This window comes from Variovorax sp. 20P10.2.4 (genome assembly GCF_058244205.1).
On record NZ_JBZAYE010000134.1, the window covers coordinates 1 to 14,467 of the forward strand.

At 70.4% G+C, this 14,467-nt stretch carries 17 protein-coding genes; 11 read left to right on the plus strand and 6 right to left on the minus strand.

Annotated features, from left to right (window positions below; genetic code table 11):
* The 3 genes from AC27VN_RS15255 to AC27VN_RS15265 form a co-directional block, all read left to right on the plus strand.
* Positions 1-188 (plus strand): ComF family protein (locus AC27VN_RS15255; protein WP_490877057.1); only part of this gene is annotated, 188 nt, incomplete at its 5' end.
* A gap of 20 nt (positions 189-208) precedes the next feature.
* Positions 209-670 carry a tRNA (uridine(34)/cytosine(34)/5-carboxymethylaminomethyluridine(34)-2'-O)-methyltransferase TrmL gene (gene trmL, locus AC27VN_RS15260; RefSeq protein WP_203202772.1) on the plus strand — a complete coding sequence of 154 codons (462 nt, stop codon included), beginning with the start codon at positions 209-211 and terminating at the stop codon, positions 668-670.
* Positions 671-801: 131 nt separating this feature from the next.
* Positions 802-1,095, plus strand: a complete 294-nt coding sequence (locus AC27VN_RS15265) for a DUF4148 domain-containing protein (RefSeq protein WP_093347443.1) — start codon at positions 802-804, stop codon at positions 1,093-1,095.
* 26 nt (positions 1,096-1,121) lie between these two features.
* Here AC27VN_RS15265 and AC27VN_RS15270 read toward each other — a convergent pair whose 3' ends face one another.
* Entirely contained in the window at positions 1,122-1,583 is a 462-nt protein-coding gene (locus tag AC27VN_RS15270) for a MaoC family dehydratase (RefSeq protein ID WP_490877058.1), read from the minus strand.
* Between the two features lie 105 nt (positions 1,584-1,688).
* The gene (locus AC27VN_RS15275; protein WP_208512964.1) at positions 1,689-2,309 is read right to left on the minus strand and encodes a ParA family protein; all 621 of its coding nucleotides are present in this window, start codon (positions 2,307-2,309) and stop codon (positions 1,689-1,691) included.
* A gap of 79 nt (positions 2,310-2,388) precedes the next feature.
* Between AC27VN_RS15275 and kefF the strand changes: the two genes are divergently transcribed.
* Positions 2,389-3,105, plus strand: coding sequence for a glutathione-regulated potassium-efflux system oxidoreductase KefF (kefF, locus tag AC27VN_RS15280; protein ID WP_398499932.1), 717 nt, complete (start codon positions 2,389-2,391; stop codon positions 3,103-3,105).
* The gene (gene kefC / locus AC27VN_RS15285) at positions 3,106-4,956 is read left to right on the plus strand and encodes a glutathione-regulated potassium-efflux system protein KefC (RefSeq protein ID WP_490877059.1); all 1,851 of its coding nucleotides are present in this window, start codon (positions 3,106-3,108) and stop codon (positions 4,954-4,956) included.
* Here the strand turns inward: kefC and AC27VN_RS15290 are convergent.
* Together AC27VN_RS15290 and AC27VN_RS15295 are read right to left on the minus strand one after the other, a co-directional pair.
* Complete coding sequence (locus AC27VN_RS15290) at positions 4,953-5,903, minus strand: M14 family metallopeptidase (RefSeq protein ID WP_490877060.1); 951 nt, start codon at positions 5,901-5,903, stop codon at positions 4,953-4,955. The two genes, kefC and AC27VN_RS15290, sit on opposite strands and share 4 nt — an antisense overlap.
* A complete protein-coding gene (locus AC27VN_RS15295; protein ID WP_296799177.1) occupies positions 5,900-6,895 on the minus strand; it encodes a Bug family tripartite tricarboxylate transporter substrate binding protein in 996 nt (331 codons plus the stop codon). The genes AC27VN_RS15290 and AC27VN_RS15295 overlap by 4 nt, the downstream gene beginning before the upstream one ends.
* Positions 6,896-7,029: 134 nt before the next feature.
* Between AC27VN_RS15295 and AC27VN_RS15300 the strand changes: the two genes are divergently transcribed.
* The gene (locus AC27VN_RS15300) at positions 7,030-7,917 is read left to right on the plus strand and encodes a MurR/RpiR family transcriptional regulator (protein ID WP_490877061.1); all 888 of its coding nucleotides are present in this window, start codon (positions 7,030-7,032) and stop codon (positions 7,915-7,917) included.
* Here the strand turns inward: AC27VN_RS15300 and AC27VN_RS15305 are convergent, their stop codons facing one another.
* Entirely contained in the window at positions 7,918-8,799 is an 882-nt protein-coding gene (locus AC27VN_RS15305; protein WP_490877062.1) for an amidohydrolase family protein, read from the minus strand.
* A 103-nt stretch (positions 8,800-8,902) separates the two neighbouring features.
* Between AC27VN_RS15305 and AC27VN_RS15310 the strand changes: the two genes are divergently transcribed.
* The 5 genes from AC27VN_RS15310 (at position 8,903) to AC27VN_RS15330 (ending at position 13,984) form a co-directional block, all read left to right on the plus strand.
* Positions 8,903-9,676 (plus strand): crotonase/enoyl-CoA hydratase family protein, encoded by a 774-nt coding sequence (locus tag AC27VN_RS15310; RefSeq protein WP_490877063.1) that lies wholly within the window; start codon positions 8,903-8,905, stop codon positions 9,674-9,676.
* 52 nt (positions 9,677-9,728) lie between these two features.
* On the plus strand, positions 9,729-11,588 hold the full coding sequence (locus AC27VN_RS15315) for a feruloyl-CoA synthase (protein ID WP_490877064.1): 1,860 nt from the start codon (positions 9,729-9,731) through the stop codon (positions 11,586-11,588).
* Positions 11,589-11,620: 32 nt separating this feature from the next.
* Complete coding sequence (locus AC27VN_RS15320) at positions 11,621-12,385, plus strand: SDR family NAD(P)-dependent oxidoreductase (RefSeq protein ID WP_490877065.1); 765 nt, start codon at positions 11,621-11,623, stop codon at positions 12,383-12,385.
* A 29-nt stretch (positions 12,386-12,414) separates the two neighbouring features.
* Positions 12,415-13,410 carry a Bug family tripartite tricarboxylate transporter substrate binding protein gene (locus AC27VN_RS15325; protein WP_093347478.1) on the plus strand — a complete coding sequence of 332 codons (996 nt, stop codon included), beginning with the start codon at positions 12,415-12,417 and terminating at the stop codon, positions 13,408-13,410.
* Positions 13,411-13,483: 73 nt separating this feature from the next.
* Positions 13,484-13,984 (plus strand): MarR family winged helix-turn-helix transcriptional regulator, encoded by a 501-nt coding sequence (locus AC27VN_RS15330; RefSeq protein WP_093347480.1) that lies wholly within the window; start codon positions 13,484-13,486, stop codon positions 13,982-13,984.
* Between the two features lie 12 nt (positions 13,985-13,996).
* Here the strand turns inward: AC27VN_RS15330 and AC27VN_RS15335 are convergent.
* Positions 13,997-14,467 (minus strand): TetR-like C-terminal domain-containing protein (locus AC27VN_RS15335; RefSeq protein ID WP_490877066.1); only part of this gene is annotated, 471 nt, incomplete at its 5' end.

Genomic DNA, 14,467 nt, shown 5'->3' on the forward strand with positions numbered 1-14,467 from the left:
GCAACCTCCAGGGTGCCTTCGCGGTCGAGCCGCTGCGCGCCGATGCACTGGCTGCGCGGCGCGTGGTGCTGGTCGACGACGTGATGACCACCGGCGCCTCGCTGTTCAGCGCGGCCCAGGTGCTGAGGCGCACGGGCGCGGCGCATGTCGCGGGCATCGTGCTGGCCCGCACCGACAAGCCGCACTGAGCGTGGCGACAATCGGGGCCATGTTCCATATCGTCCTGGTCCACCCCGAGATTCCGCCGAACACCGGCAACGTGATCCGCCTCGCCGCCAACACCGGCTGCACCCTGCACTTGGTGGAGCCGCTGGGCTTCTCGATGGACGACAAGCTGCTGCGCCGCGCCGGCCTCGACTACCACGAGTACGCCGAGGTGCGCCGCCATGCGAGCTGGCAGGCGCTGCTCGACAGCGAACGGCCGGCGCCCGATCGCCTGTTCGCGCTGACCACGCGCGGCACCCGCGCCGTGCACGACATCCGCTTCGCGCCCGGCGACTGGCTGGTGTTCGGTTCCGAGACCAGCGGCCTGCCCCCCGCGATCCGCGAGAGCTTCGATCCCGCGCAATGGCTGCGGCTGCCGATGCGCGAAGGCCAGCGCAGCCTGAACCTGTCGAACGCGGTGGCGGTGACGGTGTTCGAGGCCTGGCGGCAAAACGGATTCAAATGAGGCATCGCGACCCCTCGCGCGATGGGGTCGCATCCGAACGGCGGAATCCCCCGTATGGAAAGCATGCCGGCTCGATGCATTCCGGCATGCCGATCCACCCACGCTCCACACGGGGCACGAGGAGTTCCACCATGCAAGCCAAGTCCATCGCCTTCGCCGCCCTCGCCACCCTGGTCCTGAGCCACGGTGCCCAGGCCTTCCAGGGCGAACAGAATCCGCTGCCCGCGGCGCCGTTCCAGTCGACGCTGTCGCGCGCCGACGTGCAGGCCCAGGCCCGCCAGCCGTTGCGCATCACCAATGGCGGCACCGGCGTGGCCCGCCCCACCGACGGCATGACCGATCGCGCCGCGGTGCGCGCCAGCGCGGTGGGCATCACGCGCCAGGGCGCGGCCGCCTATGGCGAGATCAGCGACCGCCGCATGTAAGAGAAGAAGAGAAGGGGCCGCCCGCCTCAGCGGTAGCGGCGCACCACCGACTCGGCCACGCAGGCGGGCTTGGCCGCGCCTTCGAGCTCGATGGAGGTTTCCCAGGTCATCTGGATGCCGTCTTCGGCAATGGGCTCGGAGGTCAGCAGCTTCATGCGCGCGCGCAGCCGCTTGCCCACCGGCACGGGCGACATGAAGCGCACCCGGTTCAGGCCGTAGTTCACGCCCATGCGCGACTCCACCACGTCGAGCGCGGTCTCGTAGAAGCGCGGCAGCAGCGACAGCGTGAGAAAACCGTGGGCGATCGGCCCGCCGAACGGACCGGCCTTCGCGCGCTCGATGTCGACGTGGATCCACTGGTGGTCGCCGGTCGCCTCGGCGAACTGGTTGACCTGCTCCTGGGTGATGGTGATCCAGTCGCTCACCGCGACTTCCTGGCCGACGCAGGCGGCCAGATCCTGAAGGGTCTGGAAGGTCTTCTTGGTCATGCGCCGCACTCTAGCGGCAAGGCCGCGGCCGCGGGTGTCGGCACGGCGACAAGCGGGCTCAGGGAATACCTGGGGCGCAGCCAGGCGCGACGACTCGGCGGCGGCTCAGCTCTCGAGCCATTCGCAGATCGGCTGCCACTGCTCGAGGTCGCGCTGCACCCGGCCCGGCGCGATGTCGAACAGGGTGAGCCCGCGCGCCGCGAGCTGCACGTAGTTCTGCGTGTCGCGCAGCTCGCCGACCACCGGCACGCCCAATCCCGCGATGAATTCGTTGAGCCGGTCGGCCGCCAGGGTGCGGGCGTTGACGCGCATGCCGACCAGGCCGATCTGCGTCTTCTCGGCGCGGCGCTGCTCGAGCAGCCGGTCGATGAATTCGCGCGTGGCGTAGATGTCGAAGATGCTCGGCTGCAGCGGCACGATGAGCTTGTCGGCCAGCCCGATCACGTCCTTGAAGCGCCAGCCGTGCAGGCCGGCCGGGGTGTCGAGCACCGCATGGGTGGTGCCGCGCGGCGGGCGCACCACGCTGTTGTCGCCGGTGGCGTCCCAGGTCGAAATCGGCCGCGCCTGCGGCGGACGCAGCCCGAGCCAGAGCCGGGAGGACTGCTGGCGATCCACGTCGCCGAGCATCACGGCATGGCCGCGGCTCGCAAAGTAGCCCGCGATGTTCGTCGCGAGCGTCGACTTGCCAACGCCACCCTTGGGATTGGCGACCAGAACCACCGGCATGGAAATCTCCTCCAGAAGGGACAGTCCGCCATGGTAGTGGCTGGCGCCCAAAATCCCGGGACTGCGCTATGTTCGCAGGATGACGACAACAACATCCACGGGAACCCCTCAGGGCGGAGGCACCTACGTGCTCGCCGCCCATCCGCACTGGCGCGATTCGCGCGTGAACCGCCGGCTGCTGGCCGCGGCGCGCGCGGTGCCGGGCGTCGATGTCAACGACCTCTACGGCACCTACCCCGACTACGCGATCGACGTCGAGGCCGAGCAGCGGCGCCTCGAACGCGCCCAGCTGGTGGTGCTGCTGCATCCGATCCAGTGGTATTCGATGCCAGCGCTGCAGAAGCTCTGGGTCGACGAGGTGCTGGCCTACGGCTGGGCCTACGGCCCGGAGGGCATCGCGCTGCAGGGCAAGGACCTGTGGCTGGTCGCCACCACCGGCAGCCCCGAGAGCAGCTACCACCCGCAGGGCTACCACCGCTTTTTCTTCGACGCCTTCCTGCCGCCCTACGAGCAGACCGCCGCGCTGTGCGGCATGCGCTTCCTGCCGCCGCTGATCTTCCACGGCGCGCGCAGCGCCCCCGAGGCCGAAGTGGCCGCGCACGTCGAGGTCTTCGCCCAGCGCCTGGGCAGCTACCCCGACTGGCCCGAGATGGACGAGCTCGACGCCTGCGTGGCCTGCCCGGTGCCCGAGAGCGACCGGCCGGCCGAATCGGACGACATCGGCAAGGTGGTCGAGCGGGTGTTCCAGACCACCATGAGCCGCCGGCTGGCCGCGACGACCGACGGGAGCGCCTGAATGGAGCACGCGCCCGCCTGGCTGACCAACAGCCTGATCTACCTGAGCGCCGCCGTGCTGGTGGTGCCGCTGTCCAAGGCCCTGGGCCTCGGCTCCATCATCGGCTACCTGGTGGCCGGCATCGCCATCGGCCCCTGGGGCCTGGGGCTGGTGTCGCGCGTCGAGGACGTGCTGCATTTCGCCGAGTTCGGCGTGGTGCTGATGCTGTTCCTGGTCGGCCTCGAGCTCGAGCCCAAGCGGCTGTGGAACCTGCGCCGGCCGATCTTCGGCTGGGGCACGGCGCAGGTGCTCAGCTGCGCCGCCGTGCTGTTCGCGATCGGCTGCGCGGTCGGCGCGCCGTGGCGCGTGTCGCTGGTGGCGGCGCTGGGGCTGGCGCTGTCGTCGACCGCGATCGCGCTGCAGGTGTTCGGCGAACGCAACCTGCTGCGCACGCCGAGCGGACAGGCCGGCTTCTCGATCCTGCTGTTCCAGGACGTGGCGGCGATCCCGATCCTCGCCATCCTGCCGCTGCTGGCCGGCGCCACCGCGGCCGAGCAGTCGATGAGCGGCCTCGACCGCCTGCTCGAGGGGCTGAAGATCTTCGGCGTGATCGGCGGCATCGTGCTCGGCGGCCGGCTCGCGCTGCGGCCGGTGCTGCGCTGGATCGCGCGCAGCGACACGCCCGAGATCTTCACCGCCGCCGCGCTGCTGCTGGTGGTGGCGATCGCGGCGCTGATGCAGTTCGTGGGCCTGTCGATGGCGCTGGGCGCCTTCCTCGCGGGCGTGCTGCTGGCCGAGAGCGAATACCGGCGCGAGCTCGAGACCGACATCGAGCCCTTCAAGGGCCTGCTGCTCGGCCTGTTCTTCATCGCCGTGGGCATGACGATCGATTTCGGCGTGCTGCTCGCGAGTCCCTGGATCATGGCGATGCTGGTGGTCGGCTTCATGGCCATCAAGCTGGTGGTGATCTATGCGCTGGCCAAGGCGATGGGGCTGGCCTACCAGGAACGCCCGGTGTTCACCCTGCTGCTGGCGCAGGGCGGCGAGTTCGCCTTCGTGGTGTTCCAGTCGGCCGGGCCCGACGTGCTGCCGCCGCAGGTCACCTCGCTCTTGATCGGCGCGGTCGCGCTGTCGATGCTGCTGTCGCCGCTGCTGCTGGTGCTGATCGACCGCTACCTGCTGCCGCGCTACAGCAACATCGGCGGGCCGCAGCTCGAGGAGATCTCGGAGCAGCAGGACGCCAAGGTGCTGATCTGCGGCTTCGGCCGCTACGGCCAGATCGTGGGCCGCATGCTGATGTCGCAGGGGCTGCGCGTGACGGTGCTCGACCACGATGCCGACAACGTCGAGGGCCTGCGCGAATTCGGCTTCCGGGTGTTCTATGGCGACGCCACGCGCCTCGACCTGCTGCGCACCGCCGGTGCCGGCACGGCCAAGGCGGTGGTGGTGGCGGTGGACGACATCGAGCAGTCGCTCGAGATCGTCGACCTGTTCCGCGAGAACTTCCCGCAGGCGCAGATCATCGCGCGGGCGCGCAACGTGAGCCACCTGTTCCAGCTGCGCGACCGCGGCGTGACGCTGGTCGAGCGCGAGGTCTTCGAGTCGTCGCTGCGCAGCGCGCGCTCGGTGCTCGAGGTGCTCGGCTGGCCCGCGCACGAGGCGCGCGAATCGAGCATGCGCTTCCGCGAGCGCAACCTCAAGCTCACCGACGACATCTACCCGCACTACAAGGACCGCGCCAAGCTGATCGCGGTCAACAAGGCGGGCCGCCAGCAGTTCGAGGAACAGATGGCGCGCGAGCGCGAGGAGCGCAAGCGGCGCGCCGGGCGCGACTGGGACCGGCAGGAGGACGACGAGGCGCCGAAGCCCTAGACCGGCACCGTCAGGTACACGCCCTCGCGGCCCACCAGCGCCGCGCGCGTGGGCATGAAGACCGTGCAGCCGTCGCAGGGCGAACGGATCTCCTGCCCCGCGTCGACCGCGATCAACTCGCCCCGGTCGAAGGTCTCGAAGCCCAGCAGCGGCCGCGTGAAGGCGAAGCTCTCGGTCTTCACCATGTGCACCTCGAGCAGGCGGAAGCGGCGCGCGGGCGCGGCGGGCGCCTGCGGGGCAACAGGATCGACTAGCCCGAGATGCGCGAGAAAACGCTGCGTCACGTCGACCGCGAGCTCGGCGGCCGACCGGCTGAAGTGCTGGCCGCACTCCACCACGACCGCCGCGCCCTGGCCCTCGGCCGCGCCGTGGCGGCCGTAGCCGATCACGCCGGTGCCGGGCGCCGCGCCCGCGGGCATCACCAGGTGCACCAGCGGCGCGCCCACGGCCAGCGCCAGCCGCGCATTGCGCTCGAGCTCCGGATAGACCCAGAAGGGCTGCACCGGCGCGCGCGTCGAATGGATGTCGAGCACATAGTCGGCCGCGTCGAGCACCGGCCGCAGTTCGCGCGCACGGCGCAGCTCGGGGCTTTGTTCGTTGCCGTCGAGCAGTGCCGGCGTCCAGATGCGGTTGAGGTTGTGCACCAGCTGGCGGTTCTCGTAGGGCCGCTCGATGTCGAAGGCCTCGTAGGCCTCGATGTTGGCGAAGCTCACGGTCAGCGTGCCGATCTTCGGGCGCACGCCGCGGTCGAGCAGGTCGGTGGCCGCCACCATGCCGCAGATCTCGTTGCCATGCGTCAGCGCATTGACCAGCACGTGCGGCCCGGGCCGGCCCGATTCGAAACGATGGACGTAGTCGATGCCGGTGTTGCCCGCGCGGTAGGCCGAGAGGTCGCGCGGCAGCACCTCGAGCGGCGCGGTGTCGGGGGTGAACGAGGACACGGTCATTCGCCGCGGATCCCCGCGCGCTTCACCATCTCGCCGTACAGCGCGAGGCGCTCCGACATCATGGCCGTGAACTGCGCGGGCGACTGCTGCTCGGGCGTGAGCGAACCGCGCGACTCCAGCGCCTCGACCATGGAAGGCTGGTCGGCCACCGAGCGCACGGCCTTGTGCAAGGTGGCGATCACGTCGCCCGGCGTCTTCGCGGGCGCGGCCAAGCCGATCCACGAGGTGGTGTTGAGCACCGGATAGCCGAGCTCCGCGAAGGTCGGCACGTCGGGCAGCGCCGCGACGCGTGCCGGCGCGGCCACCGCGAGCGCGCGCAGCTTGCCGGCCTGGATGTGCGGCAGGAAGGGCGCGAGGTTGTCGAGGCCGAACTGCACCTCGTTCGAGATCAGCGCCGTGACCAGCGGGCCGCCGCCGCGGTACGGCACGTGCGTGGCATTGAGCTGCAGCTGCGACTTCATCAGTTCGACGTTGAGCTGGCCCATGCTGCCGGGCCCGGCGCTGCAGAAGTTCAGCTCGCCGGGGCGGGCCTTCACGAGCGCGACGAATTCCTTGAAGTTCTTCGCGGGCACGGCCGGGTTCACCAGCAGCACGTTGATCGAGCGCGCGAGCTGGCTGATGGAGGCGAAGTCCTTGATCGGGTCGTAGCCGGGGTTGGCCTGCGTGAGCGGATTCGCGAGGTGCGAGCTCTGCGACGAGACCACCAGCGTGTAGCCGTCGGGCTTGGCGCGCGCCACCTGCGCGCTGGCGATCGAGCCGCCCGCGCCGCCGCGGTTGTCGATCACCACCGGCGCGCCCAGCGCCTTCGCGAGCGGGTCGGCATAGAGCCGCGCGATCAGGTCCACCGAACCGCCGGCCGGGAACGGCACCACCAGCGTGACCGGCCGCGACGGATAGGCCTGCGCATGCGCCGCCAGCGGCAACGCGGCCGCGAGGCCCGCGCCCAGGAAGGTGCGGCGGCGCAGCGCGGAGGCGGAAAGGGGGAAGGTCATGGAAGCGTCCTGGAATCGGAAAGGGATGGGGCCTGAATGTGCGCGCATTCTTGCAAGGTCGTCACAGTTTTGCAATAACCATTGCAAAATCGAAGCCCATCGCGATCCCTGCGCGGGCAGAATGCCTGGCGACCATGAACCTCAACCAACGCATCTCGGGCTACGGCCGCAAGCTCACGCGCAGCGAGCAGCGCCTGATCGAGGAACTGCAGACGCGCTATCCCCAGGGCCTGCTCGAATCTGCAACGAGCCTTGCAAAGAAGGTGGGCACCAGCGCTTCGACCGTGGTGCGGCTGCTCGCCAAGCTCGGCTATCCCAGCTACGCGGAAGCGCAGCTCGAGGCCCGCTCCGAGGTCACGGCGCGGCTGGCCTCGCCCGCCACGCGCGCCGATGCCGTGATCGTCGACGACGCCTCGGTGCGCACCTGCCTGGCCAACGCGCTGCTGCACGACCAGCACAACCTGAGCTCGACCTTCGCGGCCATCGATCCGGTGGCCTTCGAGGCCGCCGTGCGGCTGCTGGTGCAGCGCAGGGCGCGCGTGCATGTGCTGGGCCACCGGCATGCGGCCGCCATCGCGGGCCACCTCGCGCTGCATCTGAACCTGTGCCTGCCCGAGGTGCGGCCGCTGGCGGGCACGGCCGCGCTGCCGCTCGAGGACCAGCTGCTGTGGATCGGCGAGAACGACGTGCTGCTGGCCGTCACCTTCAGGCGCCACTCGCTGGCCACCGCGCGCGCGGCGGCCTACTTCCGCGAACGGGGCGCGAAGGTGATCGTGATCACCGACAGCCCCTCGGCGGCCGCGGCCGCCTCGGCCGACCACCTGATGCTGGTGCGTACCTCGAGCGCCTCGCCCTTCGATTCCTACACGGCCGCCTTCTCGCTGTGCAATGCGCTGGTCACCGCGGTCGTGCAGCGGCGCAGGAAGGAGCTGGGCGCCGCGCTCGAACGCGGCGACGCCCTGTGGGAACAGCACTGGAACGACGCCGCCGCGCCGGCGGGCCGTGCGCGCAAGGCGGACTGATCAGGCCGCGGCGGCAGCGGTCTCGAGCCGCAGCAGCCGCACCGCGTTGCCCTTCAAGATGCCCGGCATCACCTCGGGCTTGAAGCCCGCGACCTCGAAGTCCTTCATCCAGCGCTCGGGCGTGATCAGCGGGTAGTCGCTGCCGAACAGCACGCGGTCCTTCAGCAGCGTGTTGGCGTACTGCACCAGCTGCTTCGGAAAGTACTTGGGGCTCCAGCCCGAGAGGTCGATCCAGACGTTGGGCTTGTGCGTGGCCACGCTCAGCGCCTCGTCCTGCCAGGGGAAGCTGGGGTGCGCCATCACGATCTGCATGTCGGGGAAGGCTATCGCCACGTCGTCCAGGTGCATCGGGTTGCTGTACTCGAGCCGCAGGCCGCCGCCGCAGCGCATGCCCGAGCCGATGCCGCTGTGGCCGGTGTGGAAGATCGCGGGCATGCCGTACTCGGCCACCACCTCGTAGATCGGCCAGGCCATGCGGTCGTAGGGATGGAAGGCCTGCACCGTCGGGTGGAACTTGAAGCCCTTGACGCCGTGCTCCTCGATCAGCCGCCGCGCCTCGCGCGCGCCCATCTTTCCCTTGTGCGGATCGATGCTCGCGAAGGCGATCATCATGTCGGCGTTCTTCTGCGCCGCCTCGGCGATCTCCTCGTTCGGAATGCGCCGCCGGCCCATGTTCGACTCGGCGTCGACCATGAACATCACCAGCCCCAGCTTGCGCTCGCGGTAGTAGGCCACCGTCTCCTCGATCGTCGGGCGGCGGTTCGAGCCGAAGTACTTGTCGGCCGCGCGGTCGTACTCCTCGCCGTAGTTGTCGAACGGGTTCCAGCAGCTCACCTCGGCATGGGTGTGGATATCGATCGCGATCAGGTTCTGGTGGTCCACTTCATCGTCTCCTTTACGGGAAAGTCCCTAGTCCGCGGCATCGTCGAATGCCTTGAATTGATTATTTCACATAACCATAATCCGCTTCAATCCCGAACGCACCATGACCTCTTCCGACCTTCACATCGACCTTCGCGACGACGTCGCCATCATTCGCCTGACGCGCGGCGCCAAGCGCAACGCGCTGTCGGACGGCCTGATCCTCGCGCTGCGCGATGCCTTCCAGAACCTGCCCGCCAGCGTGGGCGCGGCCGTGATCGACGGCGAGGGCCCGCACTTCTGCGCCGGCCTCGACCTGAGCGAACTCAAGGAGCGCGACGCGGGCCAGGGCCTCGCCCATTCGCGCCTGTGGCACGCGGCGCTGGAGTGCATCGAGAAGGGCCCGGTGCCGGTGATCGCCGCGCTGCATGGCGCGGTGGTCGGCGGCGGGCTCGAGCTCGCGAGCGCCTGCCACATCCGCGTGGCCGACCGCAGCACCTTCTATGCGCTGCCCGAGGGCTCGCGCGGCATCTTCGTGGGCGGCGGCGGCTCGGTGCGCATCCCCAGGCTGATCGGCGTGGCGCGCATGACCGACATGATGATGACCGGCCGCGTCTACAACGCAGAGGAAGGCGAGCGCGCCAACTTCGCGCAGTACCTGGTCGACGAGGGCACGGCCTTCGACAAGGCCTTCGAGCTCGCCAAGCGCGTGGCCACCAACGCGCCGCTCACCAACTACGCGCTGATGCACGCGCTGCCGCGCATCGCCGAGCAGCCGGCCGACCACGGCTTCTTCACCGAGGCACTGATGTCCGGCATCGTGCAGGCCGCGCCCGAGGCCAAGCAGCGCGTGCGCGACTTCCTCGAAGGCCGCGGCGCCAAGGTCAGCAAGGGCTGAAGCCCTTACTTACTTCATTCATTCACCGATCTACTCACGCACGGGCGCCCCGATGACGGCCATCAAATACCGACCGCTCGCCTTCGGCGTCACGCGCGCGCTGCTGCGCGACGGCGCGCCGGGCACGCAGTACCTGAGCGCGGAAACGCCGCTTCGCCCCTACCGCGAACGCATGACCGACCGGCTGCACCATTGGGCCGAGGCCACGCCCGAACGCACCTTCATCGCGCGCCGCGCGCGGCTGGCCGACGGCGGCACCGGCGACTGGCTGCGCGTGAGCTATGCCGAGGCCCTGCAGAAGGCGCGCGCGATCGGCCAGGCCCTGCTCGCGCGCGGCCTGGACGCCGAGCGCCCGGTGGCGATCCTCAGCGAGAACGGCATCGAGCACGCGTTGCTCGCGCTCGGCTGCCTCTACGCGGGCGTGCCCTACTGCCCGGTCTCGCCGCCCTACTCGCTCGTGAGCCAGGACTTCGACAAGCTGCGCCACGTGCTGGCCACGCTCACGCCGGGCCTGGTGTTCGCGGCCGACGCCGCGCGCTATGCCCGCGCGATCGAGGCCACGCTGCCGGCCGATGCGGGCGTCGAGATCGTGCTGGCCGAAGGCGAGCTGCCCGGCCGCGCCACCACCTCCTTCGACGCGCTGGCGGCGACGCTGCCCACGCCGGCCATCGACGCCGCGATGCAGGCCACCGGCCCCGACACCATCACCAAGTTCCTGTTCACCTCGGGCTCGACCAAGATGCCCAAGGCGGTGGTCAACACGCACCGCATGTGGTGCGCCAACCAGCAGCAGCTGCGCCAGTCGATCCCGGCGCTGGGCGACGAGCCGCCGGTGCTGGTCGACTGGCTGCCGTGGAACCACACCTTCGGCGGCAACCACAACGTGGGCATCGTGCTCGACAACGGCGGCACGCTCTACATCGACGAGGGCAAGCCCACGGCCACCGGCATGGCCGAGACGCTGCGCAACCTGCGCGAGATCGCGCCCACCATCTACTTCAACGTGCCGACCGGCTTCGAGGCGATCGCGCAGGCGATGGAGACCGACCCGGTGCTGCGGCGCAACCTGCTGTCGCGCGTGAAGATGTTCTTCTACTCGGGCGCGGCGCTGTCGCAGCCGGTCTGGGACAGCCTGCACCGCACGCAGGAGGCCGAGGTCGGCGAGCGCATCGTGATGGGCACCGGCCTGGGCATGACCGAGTCGGGCCCGTTCGCTCTCTACGTGACCGGCCCCGACGTGAAGTCGGGCGACGTCGGCCTGCCCGCGGCGGGCATCGAGCTCAAGCTGATCGAGGTCGACGGCAAGACCGAGGTGCGCTATCGCGGCCCCAACATCACGCCCGGCTACTGGCGCGCGCCCGAGGCCACGGCCGAGGCCTTCGACGAGGAAGGTTTCTTCTCGACCGGCGATGCGGTCAAGTGGATCGACGACGCCGACATCCACCGCGGCCTGCGCTTCGACGGCCGCATCGCCGAGGACTTCAAGCTCGCCACCGGCACCTTCGTGAGCGTGGGCCCGCTGCGCGCGAAGATCGCCACGGCCGGCTCGCCCTACGTGCAGGACGCGGTGCTGACCGGCATCAACCTCAAGGAGGTCGGCGCGCTGGTCTTCCCTACGCAGAAGGTGCGCCAGCTCGCGGGCCTCGACGCCGGCGCGAGCATGCGGCAGGTGCTCGAGAGCGCGCCGGTGCAGGCGCACTTCCAGCAGGTGCTGGACCAGCTCGCGGCCGCGAGCACCGGCAGCGCCAACCGCATCGCGCGGCTGCACCTGATGAGCGAGCCGCCCTCGATCGACAAGGGCGAGGTCACCGACAAGGGCTCGATCAACCAGCGCGCCGTGCTCAAGCACCGCGCCGCGCTGGTCGAGGCGCTGCACGACGGCACGCTGCCCTTCACCCTGCGGCCGCGCTGACGCTCTTTTTTCCCCTTTTTGGAGACGAACCCATGAAGATCGAAGGACAGGCCGCACTCGTGACCGGCGGCGCATCGGGCCTCGGCGAGGCCACCGCGCGCGAACTCGCGCGCCTGGGCGCGAAGGTGGCGCTGCTCGACCGCAATGCCGAGCTGGCCGCCAAGGTCGCCGCCGAGATCGGCGGCATCGCCTGCGTATGCGACATCACCGATGCCGCGAGCGTGAGCGCCGCGCTCGACCGGGCCGAGGCCGCGCACGGCCCGGCGCGCATCCTGATGAACGTGGCCGGCATCGGCAGCGCGAAGCGCATCGTCGGCAAGGACGGCAACCCGGCGCCGCTCGAGGACTTCGTGCGCGTGGTCAACGTCAACCTGATCGGCAGCTACAACGTGGCGCGCCTGTTCGCCGCGCGCTGCGCGAAGCTAGCGGCGCTCGCCAACGGCGAGAAGGGCGTGATGCTGTTCACCGCCTCGGTCGCGGCCTTCGACGGCCAGGTCGGCCAGCAGGCCTACAGCGCCTCGAAGGGCGGCCTGGTCGGCATGACGCTGCCGATGGCGCGCGACCTCGCGCAGCACGCGATCCGCGTCTGCACCGTCGCGCCCGGGCTGTTCGCCACGCCGCTGCTGCTCGAGCTGCCCGAGGCGGTGCAGCAGTCGCTCGCGGCCTCGATCCCGTTCCCGCCGCGGCTGGGCCAGCCCTCGGAATTCGCCGAGCTGGCCTGCCACGTCGTGACCAACGGCCACCTCAACGGCGAGGTGATCCGCCTCGACGGCGCGCTACGCATGGCGCCGCGATAGATCCAGCACCACCAACCGGAGACAAGACCATGACCAACCGACGTCAGTTCGTGACGGCGCTCGGCGGCGCAGCCGCGCTCGGCGCCCTGCAGCATCCCCTGGCCGCGCTGGCCGAGATCGTCGCCCAGCAGGTGAAGATCTACTACGGCTTCCCGGCCGGCAGCGCGGGCGACAGCGTGGCGCGCCGCGTGGCCGACAAGCTCGGCGGCACCGACTTCACCAAGCTCAATCCCGTGGTCGAGAACAAGCCCGGCGCCGGCGGGCGCATCGCGCTCGACTCGCTCAAGAGCGCGCCGGCCGACGGCTCGGTGCTCGCGCTCTCGCAGGCCTCGGCGCTGTCGACCTATCCCTACATCTACAGCAAGCTGAGCTACGGCCTGGCCGACTTCGCCCCGGTCTCGATCGGCGCGGTGATGACGCACGGCCTGGCGGTCGGCCCGATGGTGCCGGCCAGCGTGAAGACGCTGAAGGACTACGTGGCCTGGGCCAAGGCCAACCCGGGCCAGGCCAGCTACGGCTCGCCGGGCGCGGGCTCCACGCCGCACTTCCTCGGCGCGCTGCTGGGCCTCAACAGCGGCGCCGACCTGCGCCACGTGCCCTACCGCGGCTCGCTGCCGGCGGTCAACGACGTGGTGGGCGGTCAGATCGCCTCGAGCCTCACGCCCAGCGGCGACTACCTGCCCTTCGTCAAGGCCAACAAGCTGCGCGTGCTCGCCACCTCGGGCGCCCAGCGCGCCGCCTACCTGCCCGAGGTGCCGACCTTCGCCGAGCAGGGCTTCCCCGAGCTGGTGGCCGACGAATGGTTCGGCTTCTTCGCGCCCGCGAAGACGCCCGCGCCGGTGATCGCCGCCGCGAGCGGCGCGATCCAGGCCGCGCTCAAGGACAAGGCCGTGGCCGACGGCCTGCTGTCGGTGGGCCTGATCGCGCAGGGCTCCACGCCCGAGGAGATGCGCCGGTCGCTGCAGTCGGAGTACGAGCGCTGGGGCCCGCTGGTGAAGAAGATCGGCTTCACCGCGGAGTCCTGAGCCCGCGCCGGGCTGTCGCCAAGTCGCTACCGGCCCGGCGCTTCGGGGTCCCGCTCGCGGTTACGCTTGCGCCATGCCCACCTCCCCGAAATCCGCCGCTCCGAAGAGCGCGAAGAGCGACATGGCCGCCGCGCCGCTCGGCCGGACGGACCGCCTCGACGCGCGCGTGCTCGAGACCCTGGTCGGCTACAACGCGCGCCGCGCCTGGCTGGTGGTGAGCGCGCTGTTCGCCAAGCGCATGGCGGCCTTCAAGCTCAAGCAGATCGACTTCTCGGTGCTCTCGCTGCTGGCGCACAACCCGGGCGCCACCTCGCGCCAGATCTGCAGCACGCTCGACATCCTGCCGCCCAACCTCGTGAGCCTGGTGGCCGAGCTCGACGCGCGCGCGCTGATCGAGCGCAAGCCGCATCCGCACGACGGCCGCGCGGTCGGCCTGCATCTCACGCCGGCCGGCGAGGCGCTGGTGCGCGAGGCCGAACAGGCCGTGATCCAGCTCGAACTCGATGCCAGCGCGCGGCTCAATGCGCGCGAGCGAGAGACGCTGATCAAGCTGCTGCAGAAGGTCTATCTCTAGGACCCGCCGCGCCTACTGCAGGCCCAGCTCCACCATCTCCAGCAGCCGCAGCGTCAGCGGCTCCAGCACCGACGGGTCGGCCTCCTTGAGCGGGCCCTCGATGATCAGCAGCGCGAGCCCGTGCACCGCCGACCAGGCCAGGTACTCGGCATTCGGGCGCCGCGCCGGATCGAGCGCACCGGCCTCCACCAGCCGGTCGAGGCCCGAGCCCAGCAGCTGGAACGGGTCCATGCCGCTCGCGCCCGCGCTCGAGGGACCGATGGTGCCGCGCGCCTCGTCGGAAGAGATCACGAAGGCGGTGCGGAACAGCCCCGGCTGGTCCTGCGCGAAGCGCAGGTAGCCCGAGCCGATCGCCCGCACCCAGGCGCGCGCGTAGTCGGCCGGCGGCTGGTCGTGCGAGATCGCGCCGAGTTCCTTCTCCATCGAGCGCGCCGCGGCCGACAGCGCCGCGCCGCGCACCGCCAGCAGCAGCTCGTGCCGGCT